Source organism: Stappia indica, from assembly GCF_001696535.1.
GTDB classification, from domain to species: Bacteria; Pseudomonadota; Alphaproteobacteria; order Rhizobiales; family Stappiaceae; genus Stappia; species Stappia indica.
On the sequence record NZ_MBQE01000001.1, the window covers coordinates 1,336,896 to 1,353,392 of the forward strand.

Here is a 16,497-nt window from a genome sequence, read left to right on the forward strand (position 1 = left end):
GACGGGCAAGGCAAAGGGCGGCGAGACGCTTTTCCAGCCCTGGTTCAGCTGCTCACGCGCGCGGGGCGTCGGAGAGCAGCCGGTCGGCCGCCGCGCGGGCCTCGTCGGTGATCGTGGCGCCGGCCAGCATCCGCGCGATCTCCTCGCGCCGGTGGTCGACGTCGATCCGCTTCACCCGCGTCGCGACGCGATCCGCACCGGCATCTTCCTTCATGATCAGGAAATGCCCGCCCGCCTTTGCCGCCACCTGCGGTGCGTGAGTAACCGTCAGCACCTGCACCTTGCCGGCAAGCCGCGCCAGCCGGCTGCCGATGGCCTCGGCCACCGCACCGCCGACGCCCGTGTCGATCTCGTCGAAGACCAGCGTCGGCGCCGAGCCCTTGTCGGCCAGCGACACTTTCAGCGCCAGCAGGAAACGCGAGAGCTCGCCGCCCGAAGCGACCTTCATCATCGGACCCGGCTTGGTGCCCGGATTGGTCTGCACCCAGAATTCGACCGTGTCGATGCCCTCGCGGGACCGCGCCTGCGGGTCGCTCTCCAGGTTCACGATGAAGCGCGCCCGCTCCAGCTTCAGGTCCGGCAGCTCGCGGGAAACCGCCTCTTCCAGCGCCTTGGCCGCCGCCTGCCGGCGCTTGCTCAGGGCGGCCGCCTTGGCGTCATAGGCGCTGCGTGCCGCCTCGGCCGCCGACGCCAGGCCGGCAAGCGCCTCCTCGCCGGCGTCCAGCGCGGCAAGATCGGCCTCGAACCGTTCGCGCAGGGCCGGCAGGTCGTCGACCTGTACCTGGAACTTGCGCGCTGCCCCGCGCAAGGCGAACAGCCGCTCCTCGGTCGCCTCCAGTGCGCGCGGATCGAACTCCGTCTCGCGCACCGCAGCTTCCAGGCCCGCGCGTGCGTCCTCCAGCCGGTCCAGCGCCTCGGCGAGGAAGCCGACGGGCCCGGACAACAGGCCGGGCGCCTGTTCGGCCTTGCGCTCCAGCCGCCGCCACAGCGAGGCGATCTCGGTAATGGGGGATGCCGTGCCGTTGAGCAGGTCGAAGGATTCGCCGAGATCCCCGGCGATCTTCTCCACCTGCATCATCGACTGGCGCCGATCGGCGAGCTCGGTTTCCTCGCCGACGACGGGCGCAAGCTGCGCCAGTTCCTCGGCGGAGGCGCGCAGGTAATCGGCCTCGCGCCGTGCCGCTTCGATCCGCTCTTCCTGTTCGGCGAGCGCGCGCACCGCCTTGCGCATCGCCGCATGGGCGCTGGCAACCGCCGCGCAATCGGCCTCGCAGCCGCCGAAGGAATCGAGCAGCCGCCGGTGTTCGGCCGGATCGGTATAGGCCCGCGCCTCGTTCTGTCCGTGGATCTCGACGAGCAGACCGCCCGCCTGCCGCAGCAGGGAAACGCTCACCGGCGCATCGTTGATGAAGGCGCGGCTGCGGCCGTCCTCGGCCTGCACGCGGCGCAGGATCACGTCGCCGTCGGCCTCCAGGTCGTTCTCGCGCAGCAGGGCGCGGACCGGATGGGCCATCGGCACGTCGAAGGCGGCCGTCACCTGCCCCTGCGCCTGACCGTGGCGCACGAGCCCGGCATCGCCGCGCCCGCCAAGGGCAAGGCTCAAGGCATCGAGCAGGATGGATTTGCCCGCGCCCGTCTCGCCGGTCAGCACGGACATGCCGGCGCCGAAGGAGAGATCGAGCCGGTCGATCAGGACGATATCTCGAATGGCAAGCGCAGCGAGCATGCGAGCGGGTGACCGGGCCGGGGCTGGACATGTGCGACGAAGCGCACGGGAAACCGCATCAGGTGTAGCTGGTGGCACCCGGTCGCCGCAACGCCAAACTGGCGCCGGTCACGGGCAAGCCGGCAAGAGACCATGTCCCTGGCGGCCTCAGGCAAGGCGGCAGGCGTGCTGCCGCCTGTAAGGATGCTAAAGCGAAACGCTGTTGAAAGCGCGGCTGATCCAGCTGCCCGAATCCTCGCTCGGGCTGTAACCGCCGGTCTTCAGCAGGCTGAAGGCATCCTTGTACCACTGGCTGTCCGGGAAGTTGTGGCCGAGCACGGCGGCAGCCGTCTGGGCCTCGTTCACCACGCCGAGCGCGTAATAGCTCTCGGTCAGGCGGAACAGCGCTTCCTCGATGTGGCGGGTGGTCTGGTAGTTGGTGACGACGACCTTGAAGCGGTTGATCGCCGCGATCTGGTGGTTCCGCTTCAGGTAGTAGCGGCCCACTTCCATTTCCTTGCCGGCCAGCTGGTCCTGCGCCGCGCGAACCTTGGCCGCAGCGTCGGTCGCATATTCGGAATCGGGGAAGCGCTGGAGCAGTTCGCCATAGGCGGCGAGCGCCCGCTGGGTCATCTCCTGGTCGCGCGTCACGTCCGGGATCTGCTTATGGTAGGACTGGCCGATGATGTAGAGCGCGTAGGCGCTGTCCTCGCTGCCCGGATACAGCGTCGTGAAACGCTTGGCGGCGGTGATCGCCTCCGGGAACTTGCCCAGTGAGTAGTTCAGATAGGCAAGGTTGATCAGCGACTTGCGCGAATACTCGGAATACGGATGGAGCTTGTCGACTTCCTGGAACTTCAGCCGGGCGTCGGACAGGCGTCCCTCGTTGCGCAGCGACAGGCCTTCGTTGAACAGCACTTCCGCCGGCGTGTCGTTGGTGGCGAAGTCCTCGTCGTCCTTCGTCGAGGAACAGGCCGCAAGCGCAATCGCCAGCAGGGCGACCGATGCGATCCGGGCCTTGCGCAGACCGCCGGTGACGGTTTCCCTCGCCTTGGAACTGGACACTGCCACCATCACGTCAACTCACTCCTCGAACTCGGCGCCGGTGCGGCTCCGTCCGGACAATCCGGAGCGACCGGAAGCGGCACCGCAAGGGCGTCCATCATCCCGATCAGCGCGTGTTCTAACGGAAAACACCCGGCCACGTCACGCCATGTGAGGGACATTTGTCGCTTTTTTGTGGCCTGTCGTTTTCGACGAGGCGGTTTTCCGCCATCCCCGGCCCGACCGGCGGCACGCCCTGATCAGGATGCGCCCTGCGCCACGGCCAGCATCGGCATGTCCATCAAGGCCGGAGCGGTACGCTCGAACGCGCCCTCGACGATCTCGAAGGCATCCTTGCCGGCGTTCTCGAACAGCTCGACCAGGATCGCGTGGTTCATGCGGTGACCGCCCTTGTAGGAGCGGTAGAGGCCCAGGAACGGCAGGCCGGCCAGCGCCAGATCGCCCACGGCATCCAGCATCTTGTGACGCACGAACTCGTCGCGCCAGCGGGTGCCTTCCGGGTTCATCACCTTGCCGTCGGAGATCGCGACGGAATTCTCCAGCGACGAGCCGAGGGCAAAGCCCATCGACCACAGCTTCTTGACGTCCTGCACGGAGCCGAAGGTGCGCGCACGCGACAGTTCGCTGCGGAAGGTCTCCGGCGACAGGTCCAGCACCATCGACTGGCGGCCGATCGCCTCGGCCTCGAAGTCGATGGTCACGTCGAAGCGGCAGCCGTCATGCGGGCGCAGCTCGCACCAGGCGCTTCCCTGGTCGACGCGGACGGCCTTCTTGACGCGGATGTAGCGGCGCACGGCCTGCTGGCGGCGCAGGCCGACGGAGTCGATGGCGGCGACGAAGGCGTCCGAGCTGCCGTCCATGATCGGCATTTCCGGGCCGTCCATCTCGACGATGGCATTGTCGACGCCGAGGCCCCGCAGCGCGGCCATCAGGTGCTCGACGGTGGAGACGCCGCCGGCCTTCGGATCGCCGAGGACGGTGCAAAGGGCGGTGGCGGAGACGGCGCGCCAATGCGCGGGAAACTCGACTTCGGAGCCGGTCTGCGGATTGCGGTTGGTGAAGACGATGCCCGTGCCGGGATCGGCCGGCTGCAGCGTCACGTCCGCCCGGTTGCCGGAATGCACGCCGATCCCCTGCAGGGAGACGGCGCCGGCCAAAGTCGTCTGCCGGTCGGAAGAGAGTTTCATCACCAGATCGTCCTGTCTGCGAGACCCTGAAAAGCGGATGCGATGGCGAGACCGAAAGGCCTTGAGGCTGACGGGCAGATGCGCGCGAGTCGCGCTCCCGTTGAATCGCAGGGTGAACATACAGGCTCGGAGGGAGGGATCAGAAATAAAGCTTTGTTACGATATGTAACGCTTGGCTGAAAATGAGAGCTTTGAAAAATATGGAAAAATCCGCCCGCTCCCTCGAGGGCGGGCGATCCGGTGAGGAGCCGGATCGCCCGTTGAGGGAGTGTCGCGGAGGACCCTGTCGTCAGTTCGCCTGACGGCGCAGGAAGGCCGGGATTTCCAGCTGGTCTTCCTCGGACAGGTTGCGGGCCTGCGGGGCCTGGCGACCGGTCAGGTCGAGCTGGCCGGCAGCCCCCTGTGCCGCCGGACGGGCCGGGGCGGGAGCCGGACGCATGGCCGGCTGGGCCTGCTGCTGCACCGGACGCTGCTGCGGGGCGGCAGCGCGCGGCTGGGCGGCGGGCGCCGGACGCGGCGCGGGCTGCTGCGGACGCGGGGCCGGAGCCATTTCCGCGGCCGGCATCGCCGGCATGTCGTCTTCTTCCTCGCGGCGGCTCAGACCGTTGGCCAGGCGACGCAGCAGGCTCATCGGACGGCGGTCCTCGCCGTGGTGATGCTCCTCTTCCGCCGCACGGGCGTGGACATGGGCCCGCATCTCGCGCTGTGCCACCGGCGGGAAGTCCTCGATCGAGGGCATGCGCGCGGGCTGCGAGACGGTCTCGGCGACCGGCGGGATATACGGCTCTACGACCGGCGCGTCGGCGACCGGCTCGGCGAGGTCCGCCTCGTCCAGGTCGGCCAGCGGGCTATTGTCACCGATCATGCCCGGCGCCGGAGAAAAAGGGGCGATCTCGACCTCCGGATCGGTAGAAGCCTGCACCGGCTCGGGAATCTCGAGCTCCTGCTCGATCTTCTCGACGGTGGCCTGGCGCACCGGAGCGGCCGGACGCGAAACCGGAGCGGCAGCGGCGGGACGCGGACGCGCCACCGGCGCCGGCTCGGAGATCGTCTTGAGACGCTCGGTCAGCTCGGCCATGCGGGTCTCGGCCGGAGAGGCCTCCTCGCGCAGCTCCTTGTCGATGCCGGTCGCCACGACCGACACGCGGATGATGCCGTCCAGGCTCTCGTCGAAGGTAGCGCCGAGTATAATGTTGGCGTCGGCATCGACCTCCTCGCGAATGCGGGTGGCCGCCTCGTCCAGCTCGAACAGGGTCAGGTCGTTGCCGCCGGTGATCGAGATCAGCAGGCCGCGAGCGCCCTTCATCGAGGTCTCGTCGAGCAGCGGGTTGGCGATCGCCGCCTCGGCCGCCTGCATCGCGCGCTTCTCGCCGGACGCCTCGCCCGTGCCCATCATCGCCTTGCCCATGCCGCGCATGATCGAGCGCACATCGGCGAAGTCGAGGTTGATGAGGCCTTCCTTGACCATCAGGTCGGTGATGCAGGCCACGCCGGAGTAGAGCACCTGGTCGGCCATCGCGAAGGCGTCGGCGAAGGTGGTCTGTGCATTGGCGATACGGAACAGGTTCTGGTTGGGGATGACGATCAGTGTATCGACCGCCTTCTGCAACTCGGTGATCCCAGCTTCGGCGATGCGCATGCGGCGCACGCCCTCGAACTGGAACGGCTTGGTGACCACACCGACGGTCAGTATACCCATCTCGCGCGCCGCACGCGCGATCACCGGGGCAGCGCCCGTGCCGGTGCCGCCGCCCATGCCGGCGGTGATGAACACCATGTGCGAACCGGACAGGTGGTCGTTGATCTCGTCGATCACTTCCTCGGCCGCCGCCGCGCCCACGTCGGGCTGCGAACCGGCGCCAAGACCCTCGGTCACGGCAACGCCCATCTGGACGACGCGCTCGGCGTGATTGCTGGCCAGCGCCTGGGCATCCGTATTGGCCACGACGAAGTCGCAACCCTGGAGGCCGGCCTGGATCATGTTGTTCACGGCATTACCACCGGCGCCACCGACGCCGAACACCGTGATTCTGGGCTTCAGTTCCTGAAGATCAGGCATTTTCAAGTTGATGGTCATGGCTTCCTCGCGACCCTCGAGAGACCGTTGCCGGCGCTCTCACTCAAACCCTCAGTTCCCTCGTCATGCGCCGGGGGTTGTGCGACCCGACGCTTCCCGAGGCAGTTTCCCGCCTCAGAAACTATCCCGGATCCAGTTGCCGACCCTGGCCAGCGCACTCGATCCGAATGTCCATCTTGCGTTCGCGCCGCGCGGCTCGAACTGCTCGACCTGCGCCACCTGCGGATAGATCAGCAATCCGACGGCGGCGGCGAAGGCCGGTCCCTTGGCGGCTTCCGGCAGGCCGGCGACGCCCAGCGGGCGTCCGAGCCGGACCTGGCGGCCGAGAACCCGGCGCGCCACCTCGCTCAAGCCGGTGAGCTGGCTGGCTCCGCCGGTGAGCACGATGCGCTTGCCCACCCGCCCGGCAAAGCCGGAGGCGGTGAGCCTGTCGCGCACCAGTTCCATGATTTCCTCGACCCGCGGCACGATCACGCGCGTCAGCATCGAGCGCGGGATCTGGTGCGGCAGGTCGCTGTCGGCATCGACCGGGGGAATGGAGATCAGGTCCCGGTCGTCCGCCTGGCTCGGCAGGGCCGAGCCCTGCAGCGTCTTGATCCGCTCGGCATCGGCCAGGCGCGTCGACAGCGCCCTGGCGATATCCATCGTCACGTGATGGCCGCCGACGGCAATGGCATCCGTATGCACCATCTGGCCCTCGACGAAGACCGACAGCGTCGTGGTGCCGCCGCCCATGTCGACGCAGGCGACGCCCAGCTCCGCCTCGTCCTCCACCAGGGTGGACAGGCCGCTGGCATAGGGCGTTGCGACCATGGTCTCGACGGTCAGGTGACCGCGATTGATGCAGAGCTCGAGATTGCGCACCGGCGCCACCTCGGCCGTCACCACCTGCATGTCGACGCCCAGACGGCGGCCGATCATGCCGCGCGGGTCACGCATGCCGCGATTGCCGTCCAGCGTGTAGGCGATGGGCAGCGCGTGCATGACCGCGCGCCCGTCGGCGACCGTGTGGGCGCTGCCGGCGGACAGCACGCGCTGGATGTCGGACTCGGAGACGGAATCGGACGCAAGTCCGACGCTGGCCGTGATGATCTCGGAGTTCAGCCGGCCGCAGGTCACGTTGGTGATCAGCGATTCCACCGTCAGCCCGGCCATGCGCTCGGCCGCGTCCACCGCCAGGCGGATCGCCTGCTCGGCCGCGTCCATGTCGACGACGACGCCGGACTTGAGGCCGCGCGAGCGCTGGTAGCCGTAGCCCAGCACCTCGATGGAGTGGGTGCGGCCGGGCAGCACGCAATCGTCGTTGCGCGGGCTCAGCTTGGCGATCAGGCAGCAGACCTTGGTCGAGCCGATGTCGAGCACCGAGACGACGACGGCCCGGCGACCGGGCAGCGGCCGCATGCGCGGCAGATAGATCGGGGCGGACCGGCGGCTCATGCATTGCCTCCCGAGCGCTTGGCGCCCCGCGACTTGGTTTCGGCGTTGCGGCGCTCGATCGCCTCGTCGCTCATCCGCACGACCACCCGGTCGGGCAGGCGGATGTCGACGACGGTGATGTCGCGGGTCAGCAGGCCGTTGTCTGCGTCCATGCGGACCAGATCGGAGAGCGCGCGGCCCACATCCGTTTCCGGCAGGCGCACGGTCAGACCGTTTTCCAGCAGCAGGTCCCAGCGTCGGTCGGAGACGAGGCGCGCAGCGCGCACCCGCGCCCGCAGCTCCGGCACCTTCTCCAGCGCCGTCAGGATCTCGGCGCCGCGATACTGCGCGCCGTGACCGACCAGCATCAACAGGTTGGCGTAGCGCCCGTCGACATCGTCGCTGATCACCTGCCCCTTGGCATCGATCACGGACAGGCTGTTGCCGCGCTGCCAGAGCGCGAAGGCCTCGCGCTCGTCGATGCGCACCTGCAGCGTGCCCGGATACAGCTTCTGCACCGACACGGTCTCGATCCACGGGATGCGGGCCAGCCGCTCGCGCGCCGCCGAGGCGTCGAACAGGGCGAGCGAGGTGCCCTGCTCGATCTCCAGCGCTTCCAGGATCTCGAACTCGGTCGTCTCGCGCTGGCCGGACAGCTTAACGGCCTCGATCTCGAATCCGGCCGCCGAGGTAAGTGATTCGCTCACCGTGCGGGCATATCCGCCCACCGCCAAGGCATAGAAAATGGTGGCGGACAGGAACACCAGCGCGCCGGCCGTGCCCGTCCACTCCGGAAGATCCTGCAGGATGCCGGCCGCGCGCCACAGGGGGCGGCGGTGCAAACGGGGCACGCCGCGACCGCGCGGCGCCAGCGCCGCTTCGATCGGCAGGACCATGTCCTCACCCCGTTTTGCCTTCATCGTCCGCAACTTGCGTCCTCCACCAACCAGCTGGTCAGCTCTTCGTAAGAGTGTCCCGCATGTGCCGCGATCTCGGGCACGAGCGAGGTTTCCGTCATTCCGGGCTGAGTGTTCACTTCAAGACAGATCAGTTCGCCGCCGCCGCCGGGCTGTTCGTCGAAGCGGAAGTCAGCCCGCGTCACGCCCTTGCAACCGAGTGCCTGATGCGCCCGTAGGCTAAGTTTCTGTACTTCTTGGTAAACAAATGGTGAAATTTCGGCCGGCAGGATGTGTTGTGATCCGCCGGGCGCATATTTCGCGTCAAAATCGTAGAAACCGTGTCCCAGCGGCATCACTTCGGTGACCCCCAGCGCCACATTTCCCATGACCGCGCAGGTCAGCTCGCGCCCCGGCACGTACCGCTCGATCATCACCATGTCGCCATAGGGCCAGTCGTCGCGGAACAGTTCCTGCGGCGGATGCGGAGCGTTTTCCTTGACGATCAGGACCCCGTAGGACGAGCCCTCTCGCACCGGTTTGGCGACGTAGGGCGGGCTCATCACATGTTCGCGAGCCGCCGCCATCCTGTGGACGACCTTGTGCTCTGCGACCGGAATGCCGACCGCCTTCATCACCGCCTTGGCCTTCTGCTTGTCCATGGCAAGAGCAGAGGCCGCGACGCCCGAATGGGTGTAGGGAATGCCGAGGATCTCCAGCACGCCCTGGATGCAGCCGTCCTCGCCGAACGGCCCGTGCAGCGCGTTGAAGGCAACGTCCGGGCGCAGCTCGGCAAGCACCGCGGCGATGTCGCGCTGCACGTCGATCCGCGTCACCCGGTAGCCGGCGCGCTCCAGCGCGGCCGCACAGCCCTCGCCAGACTTCAGGCTCACCGAGCGTTCGGCCGACCAGCCGCCCATCAGGACCGCGACATGCTTGCGTTCAGCCATCGCTTGCCGCCTCCGCGATCCGCTTGCCGAGGAAGGGCTCGACGCTCTCGCCGCCAGCCCACACGCCGAGCCGCTTGATCTCCCATTCCAGGGCGATACCGCTGGTCTCCAGCACCCGCGCACGCACCGTCTCGCCCAGCAACTCCAGATCGTGACCGGTGGCCTCGCCGGTGTTGATCATGAAGTTGCAATGCATGTCCGACATCCGCGCGCCGCCGATCTGCAACCCGCGGCAGCCGGCCGCGTCGACCAGCTTCCAGGCCGAGTGCCCCGGAGGGTTCTTGAAGGTCGAGCCGCCGGTCTTCTCGCGGATCGGCTGCGCCGCTTCCCGGTGGGCGTTGACCTCGGCCATTTCCTGGCGGATCGCCTCGCGCTCGCGCGGTTCGCCGCGAAACAGCGCCTGCGTGAAGATCGTGTCGCCGGGCTGCTCGCTGTGCCGATAGCGATAGGCCATGTCGTCGCGGCTCAGTCGCACGATCTCGCCCGCCCGCGTCACGCCGGTCAGCTCCACCATCACCTCGGCGGTCTCGCTGCCATGCGCGCCGGCATTCATCCTCAACGCACCGCCGATGCCGCCGGGAATGCCCGCGTAGAAGGCGAACCCGCCCTGCCCGGCGTCCGCCGCCGCCTCGGCAAGCCGCTTGTCCGGCACCGCGGCGCCCGCGCGGATCGCCCCGTCTTCCTCGACCTCGACCGAGCCGAAGCCCTTCGCCGCAAGCCGCACGACGACGCCCTCGATGCCGCCGTCGCGCACCAGCAGGTTCGACCCCAGGCCCACCGGCAGCACCGGGATCTCCTGCGGCAGGGCCTTCAGGAACAGCGCCAGATCGTCGGTGTCGGCCGGCTGGAACATCAGCTGCGCCGGTCCGCCGACGCGGAACCAGGTCACGGCCGACAGCGGCTGGTTCGGCGTCAGCCGTCCGCGCAGCCCGATCCGGTCGAGACCGTGACGGGCAACGAGGTCGGGCCAGCTCATGCCCCGCCCCCTGACTTGCGGGCGGCGATCAGCTTCTCGGGAAGGGCCTGCGCCCATTGCGAGATGTTGCCGGCGCCAAGGCACACCACGTAGTCGCCGGGCTCGGCGATGCGCGCCACGGTCGCCGCCAGCTCTTCCTCGCCGCCGATCGCATGCACGCTGCGGTGGCCGCTGGCGCGGATGCCGTCGGCAAGGGCCGTATGGGTGATGCCCTCGCGCGGCGCCTCGCCGGCCGCATAGACCGGTGCGCAGACCACATGGTCGGCATCGTTGAAGCAGGTCGAGAAATCGTCGAACAGGCTCTCCAGGCGGCTGTAGCGGTGCGGCTGCACCACCGCGACCACCTTGCCCGGCGCAACCGCGCGGGCCGCGGCCAGAACGGCGCGGATCTCCACCGGATGATGGCCGTAATCGTCGAACACCTCGATCCCGTCGGCGCTGCCGGTATGGGTGAAGCGCCGCTTCACGCCGCGGAACGCCGCAAGGCCCTTGCGGATCTGGTCGCCGTCGAGACCAAGCTTCCAGGCAACGGCAATGGCCGCCGTCGCGTTGGAGACGTTATGCAGCCCAGGCATCGGCAGGGTGATGTTCTCGATCACCTGCGTGGTGCCGGCGATGCGGTCGCGGATCTCCACCTTGAAGACCGAATTCGCGCCCTCGGTCGTCAGGTCGAAGAAGCGCACGTCCGCCTGACGGTTCTGGCCGTAGGTGATGACCTGGCGGTCCTCGATGCGTCCGACCATCGCCTGCACTTCCGGATGGTCCAGGCACATCACGGCAAAGCCGTAGAACGGGACGTTCTCGACGAATTGCAGGAAAGCGTCGCGCACCCCGTCGAAATTGCCGTAGTGGTCGAGGTGCTCGGGGTCGATATTCGTGACCACCGCGATGTCGGCCGGCAGCTTGACGAAGGTGCCGTCGGACTCGTCCGCCTCCACCACCATCCAGTCGCCCTGCCCCATGCGGGCATTGGTGCCGTAGGCATTGATGATGCCTCCGTTGATCACCGTCGGGTCCAGCCCGCCGGCATCCAGCACCGCCGCAATGATCGAGGTCGTCGTCGTCTTGCCGTGGGTGCCTCCGATGGCGATGGCCTGCTTGAAGCGCATCAACTCGGCCAGCATCTCGGCGCGCCGCACCACGGGCAGGAAGCGCTCGCGCGCCGCCACCAGTTCCGGATTGTCGCGCTTGATCGCCGAGGACACCACGACGACGCGCGCCTCGCCGAGATTGCCGGCATCGTGGCCGACCTTCACCTCGATGCCCTTGTCGCGCAGCCGCTTGACGTTGGCGCTGTCGGAGACGTCGGAGCCCTGCACGGTATAGCCGAGCGTGTGCAGCACCTCGGCGATGCCGCTCATGCCGATACCGCCGATGCCGATGAAATGAACCGGACCGAGGTCCTGGGGCATCTTCATGATGCGCTTCCCCCTTGATCGAGATGGGCCGCAAGGGCGCCGACAGGCGCTCCGCTCGCGACATGTTCCACGAGATCGGCCAGCCGGCCGACCGCGTCCGGGTGTCCTGCGGCACGCGCCGCCTTCGCCGCCTCGGCAAGCCGCTCGGGCGCGGCCATCAGCTCGCCCAGCAGCGCCGCCAGCCGGTCGGCATCGAGATCCGCCTGTCTCACCGGCCAGGCACCGCCGGCCTTCGCCAGCACTTCCGCGTTGCGTCCCTGGTCGTTGTCCAGCGCATGCGGCAGCGGCACCAGCACCGAGGGCCGGCCGATCACCGACAGCTCGCTGACGCTTGAGGCGCCCGAGCGACACAGCACCAGATGCGCCCCGGCGATCCTCTCCGGCATGTCGGCGAAGAAGCTGGCGAGCTCCGCCTTGACGCCCAGCCGGTCGCAGGCCTCGCGCATGCGCTCCATATCCTCCGGCCGGCACTGCTGGACCAGCTCCAGCCGCGCCCGCTCTTCGGCCGTCATGCGCTCCAGCGCGCCGGGCATCGCATCGCTGAAGAAGCGCGCGCCCTGCGAGCCGCCGAACACCAGCAGTCGGAAGGCATCGCCCGGAGTTGCTGCCACATAGTCGCGCCCGCTCGCCGCGATCACCGCATCGCGCACCGGGTTGCCCGTGCGCACGGACTTTGCCGCAAACTGGCTGTCGTCGCCGTCGACCAGCGGAAAGCTCGTCGCAACCGCCGTTACCCGCCCGGCCAGCATCCGGTTGGCCCGGCCCATCACCGCATTGGCCTCGTGCAGCACGCTCGGCACCCGGCCGAGAAAGGCCGCGAACATCGGCGGAAAGGTCGGATAGCCGCCGAAGCCGACCACCGCGTCCGGGCGCAGGCGGGCGATGAGCCGCCGCGACTGCATCAGGCCCTTGCCCAGCTTCAGGGTAGTGCGGGCGAGCGCCACCGGCGACTTGCCGGACAGGGTCGCCGATGAGATCACATGCACGGCGCGCGCGGGAAAATCCTTGCCGAAGTCGCTGACGCGCGCATCGGTTGCCAGCTCCACCACATGGCCGCGGCGGCCGAGCTCGGCCGCCAGCGCCTGTGCGGGAAACAGGTGCCCGCCGGTGCCGCCGGCCGTGAGAAGGATGGTGCGCGCCATGGACCTGCCGCTCACGACAGATGCGCGGGCGACAGGCGCGAGACCACCACGCTGTCTGAGCGCGAGGCCTGCGGCCGCCGGCGGGTCAGCGCCAGCACGAAGCCCATGGAGATCGCCATCGCCAGCAGCGACGAGCCGCCATAGGAGATGAACGGCAACGTCATGCCCTTGGCCGGCATCAGATTGAGGTTCACCGCCATGTTGATTGCCGCCTGGATGCCGAACAGCACGATCAGGCCGGCCGTCGCCAGACGCCCGAACGGGTCGCTGTCCTGCGCGGCATGGCGCAGGCCCCGCAGCACCACGAAGGCAAAGACCAGCAGCAGCAGCAGGCAGACGATGATGCCGAATTCCTCGGCCGCCACCGCGAAGATGAAGTCCGTATGGCTTTCCGGCAGGATCCGCTTGATCGTGCCCTCGCCCGGTCCCCGGCCGAACCAGGAGCCCGACACGAAGGCCTCGATGGCGCGGTCGATGTTGTAGGTGTCGCCCGCGCCCGGATCGAGAAAGCGGTCGACGCGGCTCTGCACGTGCGGCAGCATCATGTAGGCGGAGACGAGACCGCCGAAGCCCAGCACGCCGAGCGGCACGATGGCGAGCCACGACAACCCGTTGAGGAAGATCAGCGCCGCGAAGACCAGCGCGATCAGCATGGTCTGGCCGAAGTCCGGCTGCGCCACCAGCAGCGCCGCCGACATCACGAAGAGCAGCGTCGACAGCAGCGTGCCCGGCACTTCCGGCCGCCGCCCGCCTTCCGCCATCAGGAAGGAGGCGAGCACGATCAGCGCCGGCTTGAGGAATTCGGACGGCTGGATCGAGAAGCCGGCCATGTTGATCCAGCGCCGCGCGCCCTTGGCCTCCATGCCCACGAACAGCGTCGCCACCATCATCACCATCGAGACGATGAACAGCGCCAGCGCCGCCCGGCGCACATAGCGCGGGCTCAGCGCCGAGATCGCCAGCATCAGGCCGAGCGCCGGCACCAGGAAGAAGGCCTGCCGCTTGATGAAGTGGTAGCTGTCGATGTTGAGCCGCTCGGCCACTGCCGGACTTGCCGCGAAGGACAGCACGATGCCGCCGATCATCAGCACGATGAAGCCGGCCACCAGAAAGCGGTCGACGGTCCACAGCCACTCTGCGAAGGGGCTACGATCGGCACGACTGACCATTACGCGACCTCCTGTCCGCCCTGCTGCGGGACGATCCCGCGCACGGCCTCGGCAAATGCCCGTCCCCGGGCCTCGAAATTGGGAAACTGGTCGAAGGAGGCGCAGGCCGGCGACAGCAGCACCACCGGCTCGTCCGCCCGGTCCTGCGCCGCATCGCGCGCCGCCGCGGCAACGGCAGCCTCCAGCGTGCCGGACATCTGCGTCTCGACATGGCCGGCCAGCGTCGCCGCGAAGTCGTCCGCCGCCTCGCCGATCAGATAGGCCCTGGCGATCCGGTCGAACCAGGGGCGCAGGCTCTCGATGCCGCCCGCCTTGGCGCGGCCGCCGGCGATCCAGTAGATGCGCGAATAGCTGGCCAGCGCCCGCTCGGCCGCATCGGCATTGGTCGCCTTGCTGTCGTTGACGAAGAGCACCCGCCCCGCGCGGGCGACCATCTCCATGCGATGGGCAAGGCCGGGAAAGCTGGCGAGCCCGGCGCGGATCTCGTCGGCGGACAGCCCGAGGGCGAGGCACGCGGCCACTGCCGCGCAGGCGTTCTGCGCATTGTGCGAGCCGCGCAGCGACAGGATCGGCGCAAGGTCGGCGAACACGCTCTGCGCGCCGCCCTCGTCGAGCCGCAGCACGCTGCCTTCCGCGTGGATGCCGTCGGCCACCGGATGCCGGGCGCTGATCCGGCGAACGGGCGTGCCGGCGCGCTCCGCCCGGTCGGCGACCGCCGCGCTGATCGCATCGTCGACGCCGACCACCGCAAGGCGGCTGCCGGCGATCAGCCGTTCCTTGACAGCGGCGTAATGCTCCAGCGTGCCGTGCCGGTCGAGATGGTCCGGCGTGATGTTGAGCAGGATGCCGACTGACGGGTCGATCGAGGGCGCAAGGTCGATCTGGTAGGACGAGCACTCGATCACGTGGATGCGCGAGAGGGCCGGCTCGGCCAGTTCCAGGATCGGCACGCCGATATTGCCGCCCATCTGGGCATCACGGCCGGCGGATTTCAGGATGTGGGAGATCAGCGCGGTCGTCGTCGACTTGCCGTTGGTGCCGGTGATGGCGACCAGCGGCGCGTCAGGGGCGACCCGCCGGCGCTCACGCAGGAACAGCTCGACATCGCCGATCACCTCGACGCCGTGCTCACGGGCGAGCTCGACGCTCCAGTGCGGCTGCGGATGGGTCAGCGGCACGCCCGGCGCCAACACCAGCGCGGCGAACTGCGACCAGTCCTCCAGGCGCAGGTCCGCCACCTGAAGACCCACCTTGCGTGCGGCCTCGCGCCCTGCCTCGCCGTCGTCGAAGCACACGGGCACGGCGCCGCCGGCTGCAAGCGCGCGCGCCGTCGCCAGCCCCGATCCGCCGAGACCGAAGACCGCAACGCGTTTGCCCCTGAATCCGCTGACCGCGATCATGACCTCACCTCAGCTTCAGCGTGGCGAGACCGACCAGGGCGAGAACCACGGCGATGATCCAGAAGCGGATCACCACCTGGCTTTCGGTCCAGCCCAGATGCTCGAAGTGATGGTGGATCGGCGCCATCTTGAAGACGCGCTTGCCGGTGAGCTTGAACGAGGCGACCTGCACGATCACCGAGATCGCCTCCAGCACGAACAGGCCGCCGATGATCGCCAGCACGATCTCGTGCTTGGTCGCAACCGCGATGGAGCCGATCATGCCGCCGAGCGCCAGCGAGCCGGTGTCGCCCATGAAGATCGCCGCCGGCGGGGCGTTGAACCACAGGAAGCCGAGGCCCGCGCCGATCACAGCGCCGCACAGCACGGCCAGCTCGCCGGTGCCGGGCACATGGTGGATCTGCAGGTAGTCGGCAAAGACCGCGTTGCCCGACAGGTAGGCGATCAGGCCGAAGGAGGCCGAGGCGATCATCACCGGCACGATGGCGAGGCCGTCGAGGCCGTCGGTGAGGTTCACCGCATTGCCCGCACCCACCACCACGAAGGCGGCGAAGGGAATGAAGAAGATGCCGAGGTTGAACGCCAGGTCCTTGAAGAACGGAAAGCCGATCGAGGTGCCGTGCGCGCCGACTTCCAGCAGCGTCACGCACCAGGCGGCAAGACCGGCGATCAGGAACTCGAGACCCAGCCGGCTGCGGCCGCTGAAGCCCTTGTGCGAGGCCTTGGTGACCTTGAGATAGTCGTCGTAGAAGCCGATGGCGCCGAAGCCCACCGTCACGCCCAGCACGATCCAGGTGTAGGGATTGGCAAGGTTCGCCCACAGCAGCGTTGCGACGATCATGCCCGACAGGATCATCAGGCCGCCCATCGTCGGCGTGCCCTTCTTGGTCAGCAGATGGCTCTGCGGGCCGTCCGCGCGGATCGGCTGGCCGTGGCCCTGCCGCAGGCGCAGCGAGGAGATGATCATCGGGCCGAACAGGAAGATGAACAGCAGCGCGGTCATGATGGCGCCGCCGGTCCGGAACGTGATGTATCGGAACACGTTCAGTGCCGAGAACTGGTCGGCAAATTCCACGAGGAAATAAAGCATCGGCGT

13 protein-coding genes are annotated in these 16,497 nt (G+C 68.4%); all 13 read right to left on the minus strand.

The window, feature by feature from the left end; all coding sequences use genetic code 11:
- Positions 1-52: 52 nt before the first annotated feature.
- The 13 genes from recN to mraY all read right to left on the minus strand — a co-directional run bounded on the left by recN (position 53) and on the right by mraY (position 16,491).
- Entirely contained in the window at positions 53-1,726 is a 1,674-nt protein-coding gene (recN, locus tag BBX35_RS06335; protein ID WP_067217287.1) for a DNA repair protein RecN, read from the minus strand.
- A 186-nt stretch (positions 1,727-1,912) separates the two neighbouring features.
- The gene (locus tag BBX35_RS06340) at positions 1,913-2,779 is read right to left on the minus strand and encodes an outer membrane protein assembly factor BamD (protein ID WP_067217290.1); all 867 of its coding nucleotides are present in this window, start codon (positions 2,777-2,779) and stop codon (positions 1,913-1,915) included.
- 230 nt (positions 2,780-3,009) lie between these two features.
- The gene (gene lpxC / locus BBX35_RS06345; RefSeq protein WP_067217293.1) at positions 3,010-3,957 is read right to left on the minus strand and encodes a UDP-3-O-acyl-N-acetylglucosamine deacetylase; all 948 of its coding nucleotides are present in this window, start codon (positions 3,955-3,957) and stop codon (positions 3,010-3,012) included.
- 289 nt (positions 3,958-4,246) lie between these two features.
- The gene (gene ftsZ, locus BBX35_RS06350) at positions 4,247-6,034 is read right to left on the minus strand and encodes a cell division protein FtsZ (protein WP_067217296.1); all 1,788 of its coding nucleotides are present in this window, start codon (positions 6,032-6,034) and stop codon (positions 4,247-4,249) included.
- 114 nt (positions 6,035-6,148) lie between these two features.
- Entirely contained in the window at positions 6,149-7,435 is a 1,287-nt protein-coding gene (gene ftsA / locus BBX35_RS06355) for a cell division protein FtsA (RefSeq protein WP_208979793.1), read from the minus strand.
- 32 nt (positions 7,436-7,467) lie between these two features.
- Entirely contained in the window at positions 7,468-8,346 is an 879-nt protein-coding gene (locus BBX35_RS06360; protein ID WP_083206043.1) for a cell division protein FtsQ/DivIB, read from the minus strand.
- 20 nt (positions 8,347-8,366) lie between these two features.
- Positions 8,367-9,296 (minus strand): D-alanine--D-alanine ligase, encoded by a 930-nt coding sequence (locus BBX35_RS06365; RefSeq protein ID WP_067217300.1) that lies wholly within the window; start codon positions 9,294-9,296, stop codon positions 8,367-8,369.
- Positions 9,289-10,272: a UDP-N-acetylmuramate dehydrogenase gene (gene murB, locus BBX35_RS06370; protein ID WP_067217302.1), complete on the minus strand. Its 984-nt coding sequence runs from the start codon at positions 10,270-10,272 to the stop codon at positions 9,289-9,291. The genes BBX35_RS06365 and murB overlap by 8 nt, the downstream gene beginning before the upstream one ends.
- Positions 10,269-11,690, minus strand: a complete 1,422-nt coding sequence (gene murC / locus BBX35_RS06375; protein ID WP_067217305.1) for a UDP-N-acetylmuramate--L-alanine ligase — start codon at positions 11,688-11,690, stop codon at positions 10,269-10,271. Before murC ends, murB begins: the two co-directional genes overlap by 4 nt.
- Entirely contained in the window at positions 11,687-12,832 is a 1,146-nt protein-coding gene (gene murG / locus BBX35_RS06380; protein ID WP_067217308.1) for an undecaprenyldiphospho-muramoylpentapeptide beta-N-acetylglucosaminyltransferase, read from the minus strand. The genes murC and murG overlap by 4 nt, the downstream gene beginning before the upstream one ends.
- An 11-nt stretch (positions 12,833-12,843) precedes the next feature.
- Positions 12,844-14,001 (minus strand): putative lipid II flippase FtsW, encoded by a 1,158-nt coding sequence (ftsW, locus tag BBX35_RS06385; RefSeq protein ID WP_067217309.1) that lies wholly within the window; start codon positions 13,999-14,001, stop codon positions 12,844-12,846.
- On the minus strand, positions 14,001-15,401 hold the full coding sequence (gene murD, locus BBX35_RS06390; RefSeq protein WP_067217312.1) for a UDP-N-acetylmuramoyl-L-alanine--D-glutamate ligase: 1,401 nt from the start codon (positions 15,399-15,401) through the stop codon (positions 14,001-14,003). The genes ftsW and murD overlap by 1 nt, the downstream gene beginning before the upstream one ends.
- A 4-nt stretch (positions 15,402-15,405) precedes the next feature.
- Complete coding sequence (gene mraY / locus BBX35_RS06395; protein WP_067217314.1) at positions 15,406-16,491, minus strand: phospho-N-acetylmuramoyl-pentapeptide-transferase; 1,086 nt, start codon at positions 16,489-16,491, stop codon at positions 15,406-15,408.
- Between the last annotated feature and the right edge of the window lie 6 nt (positions 16,492-16,497).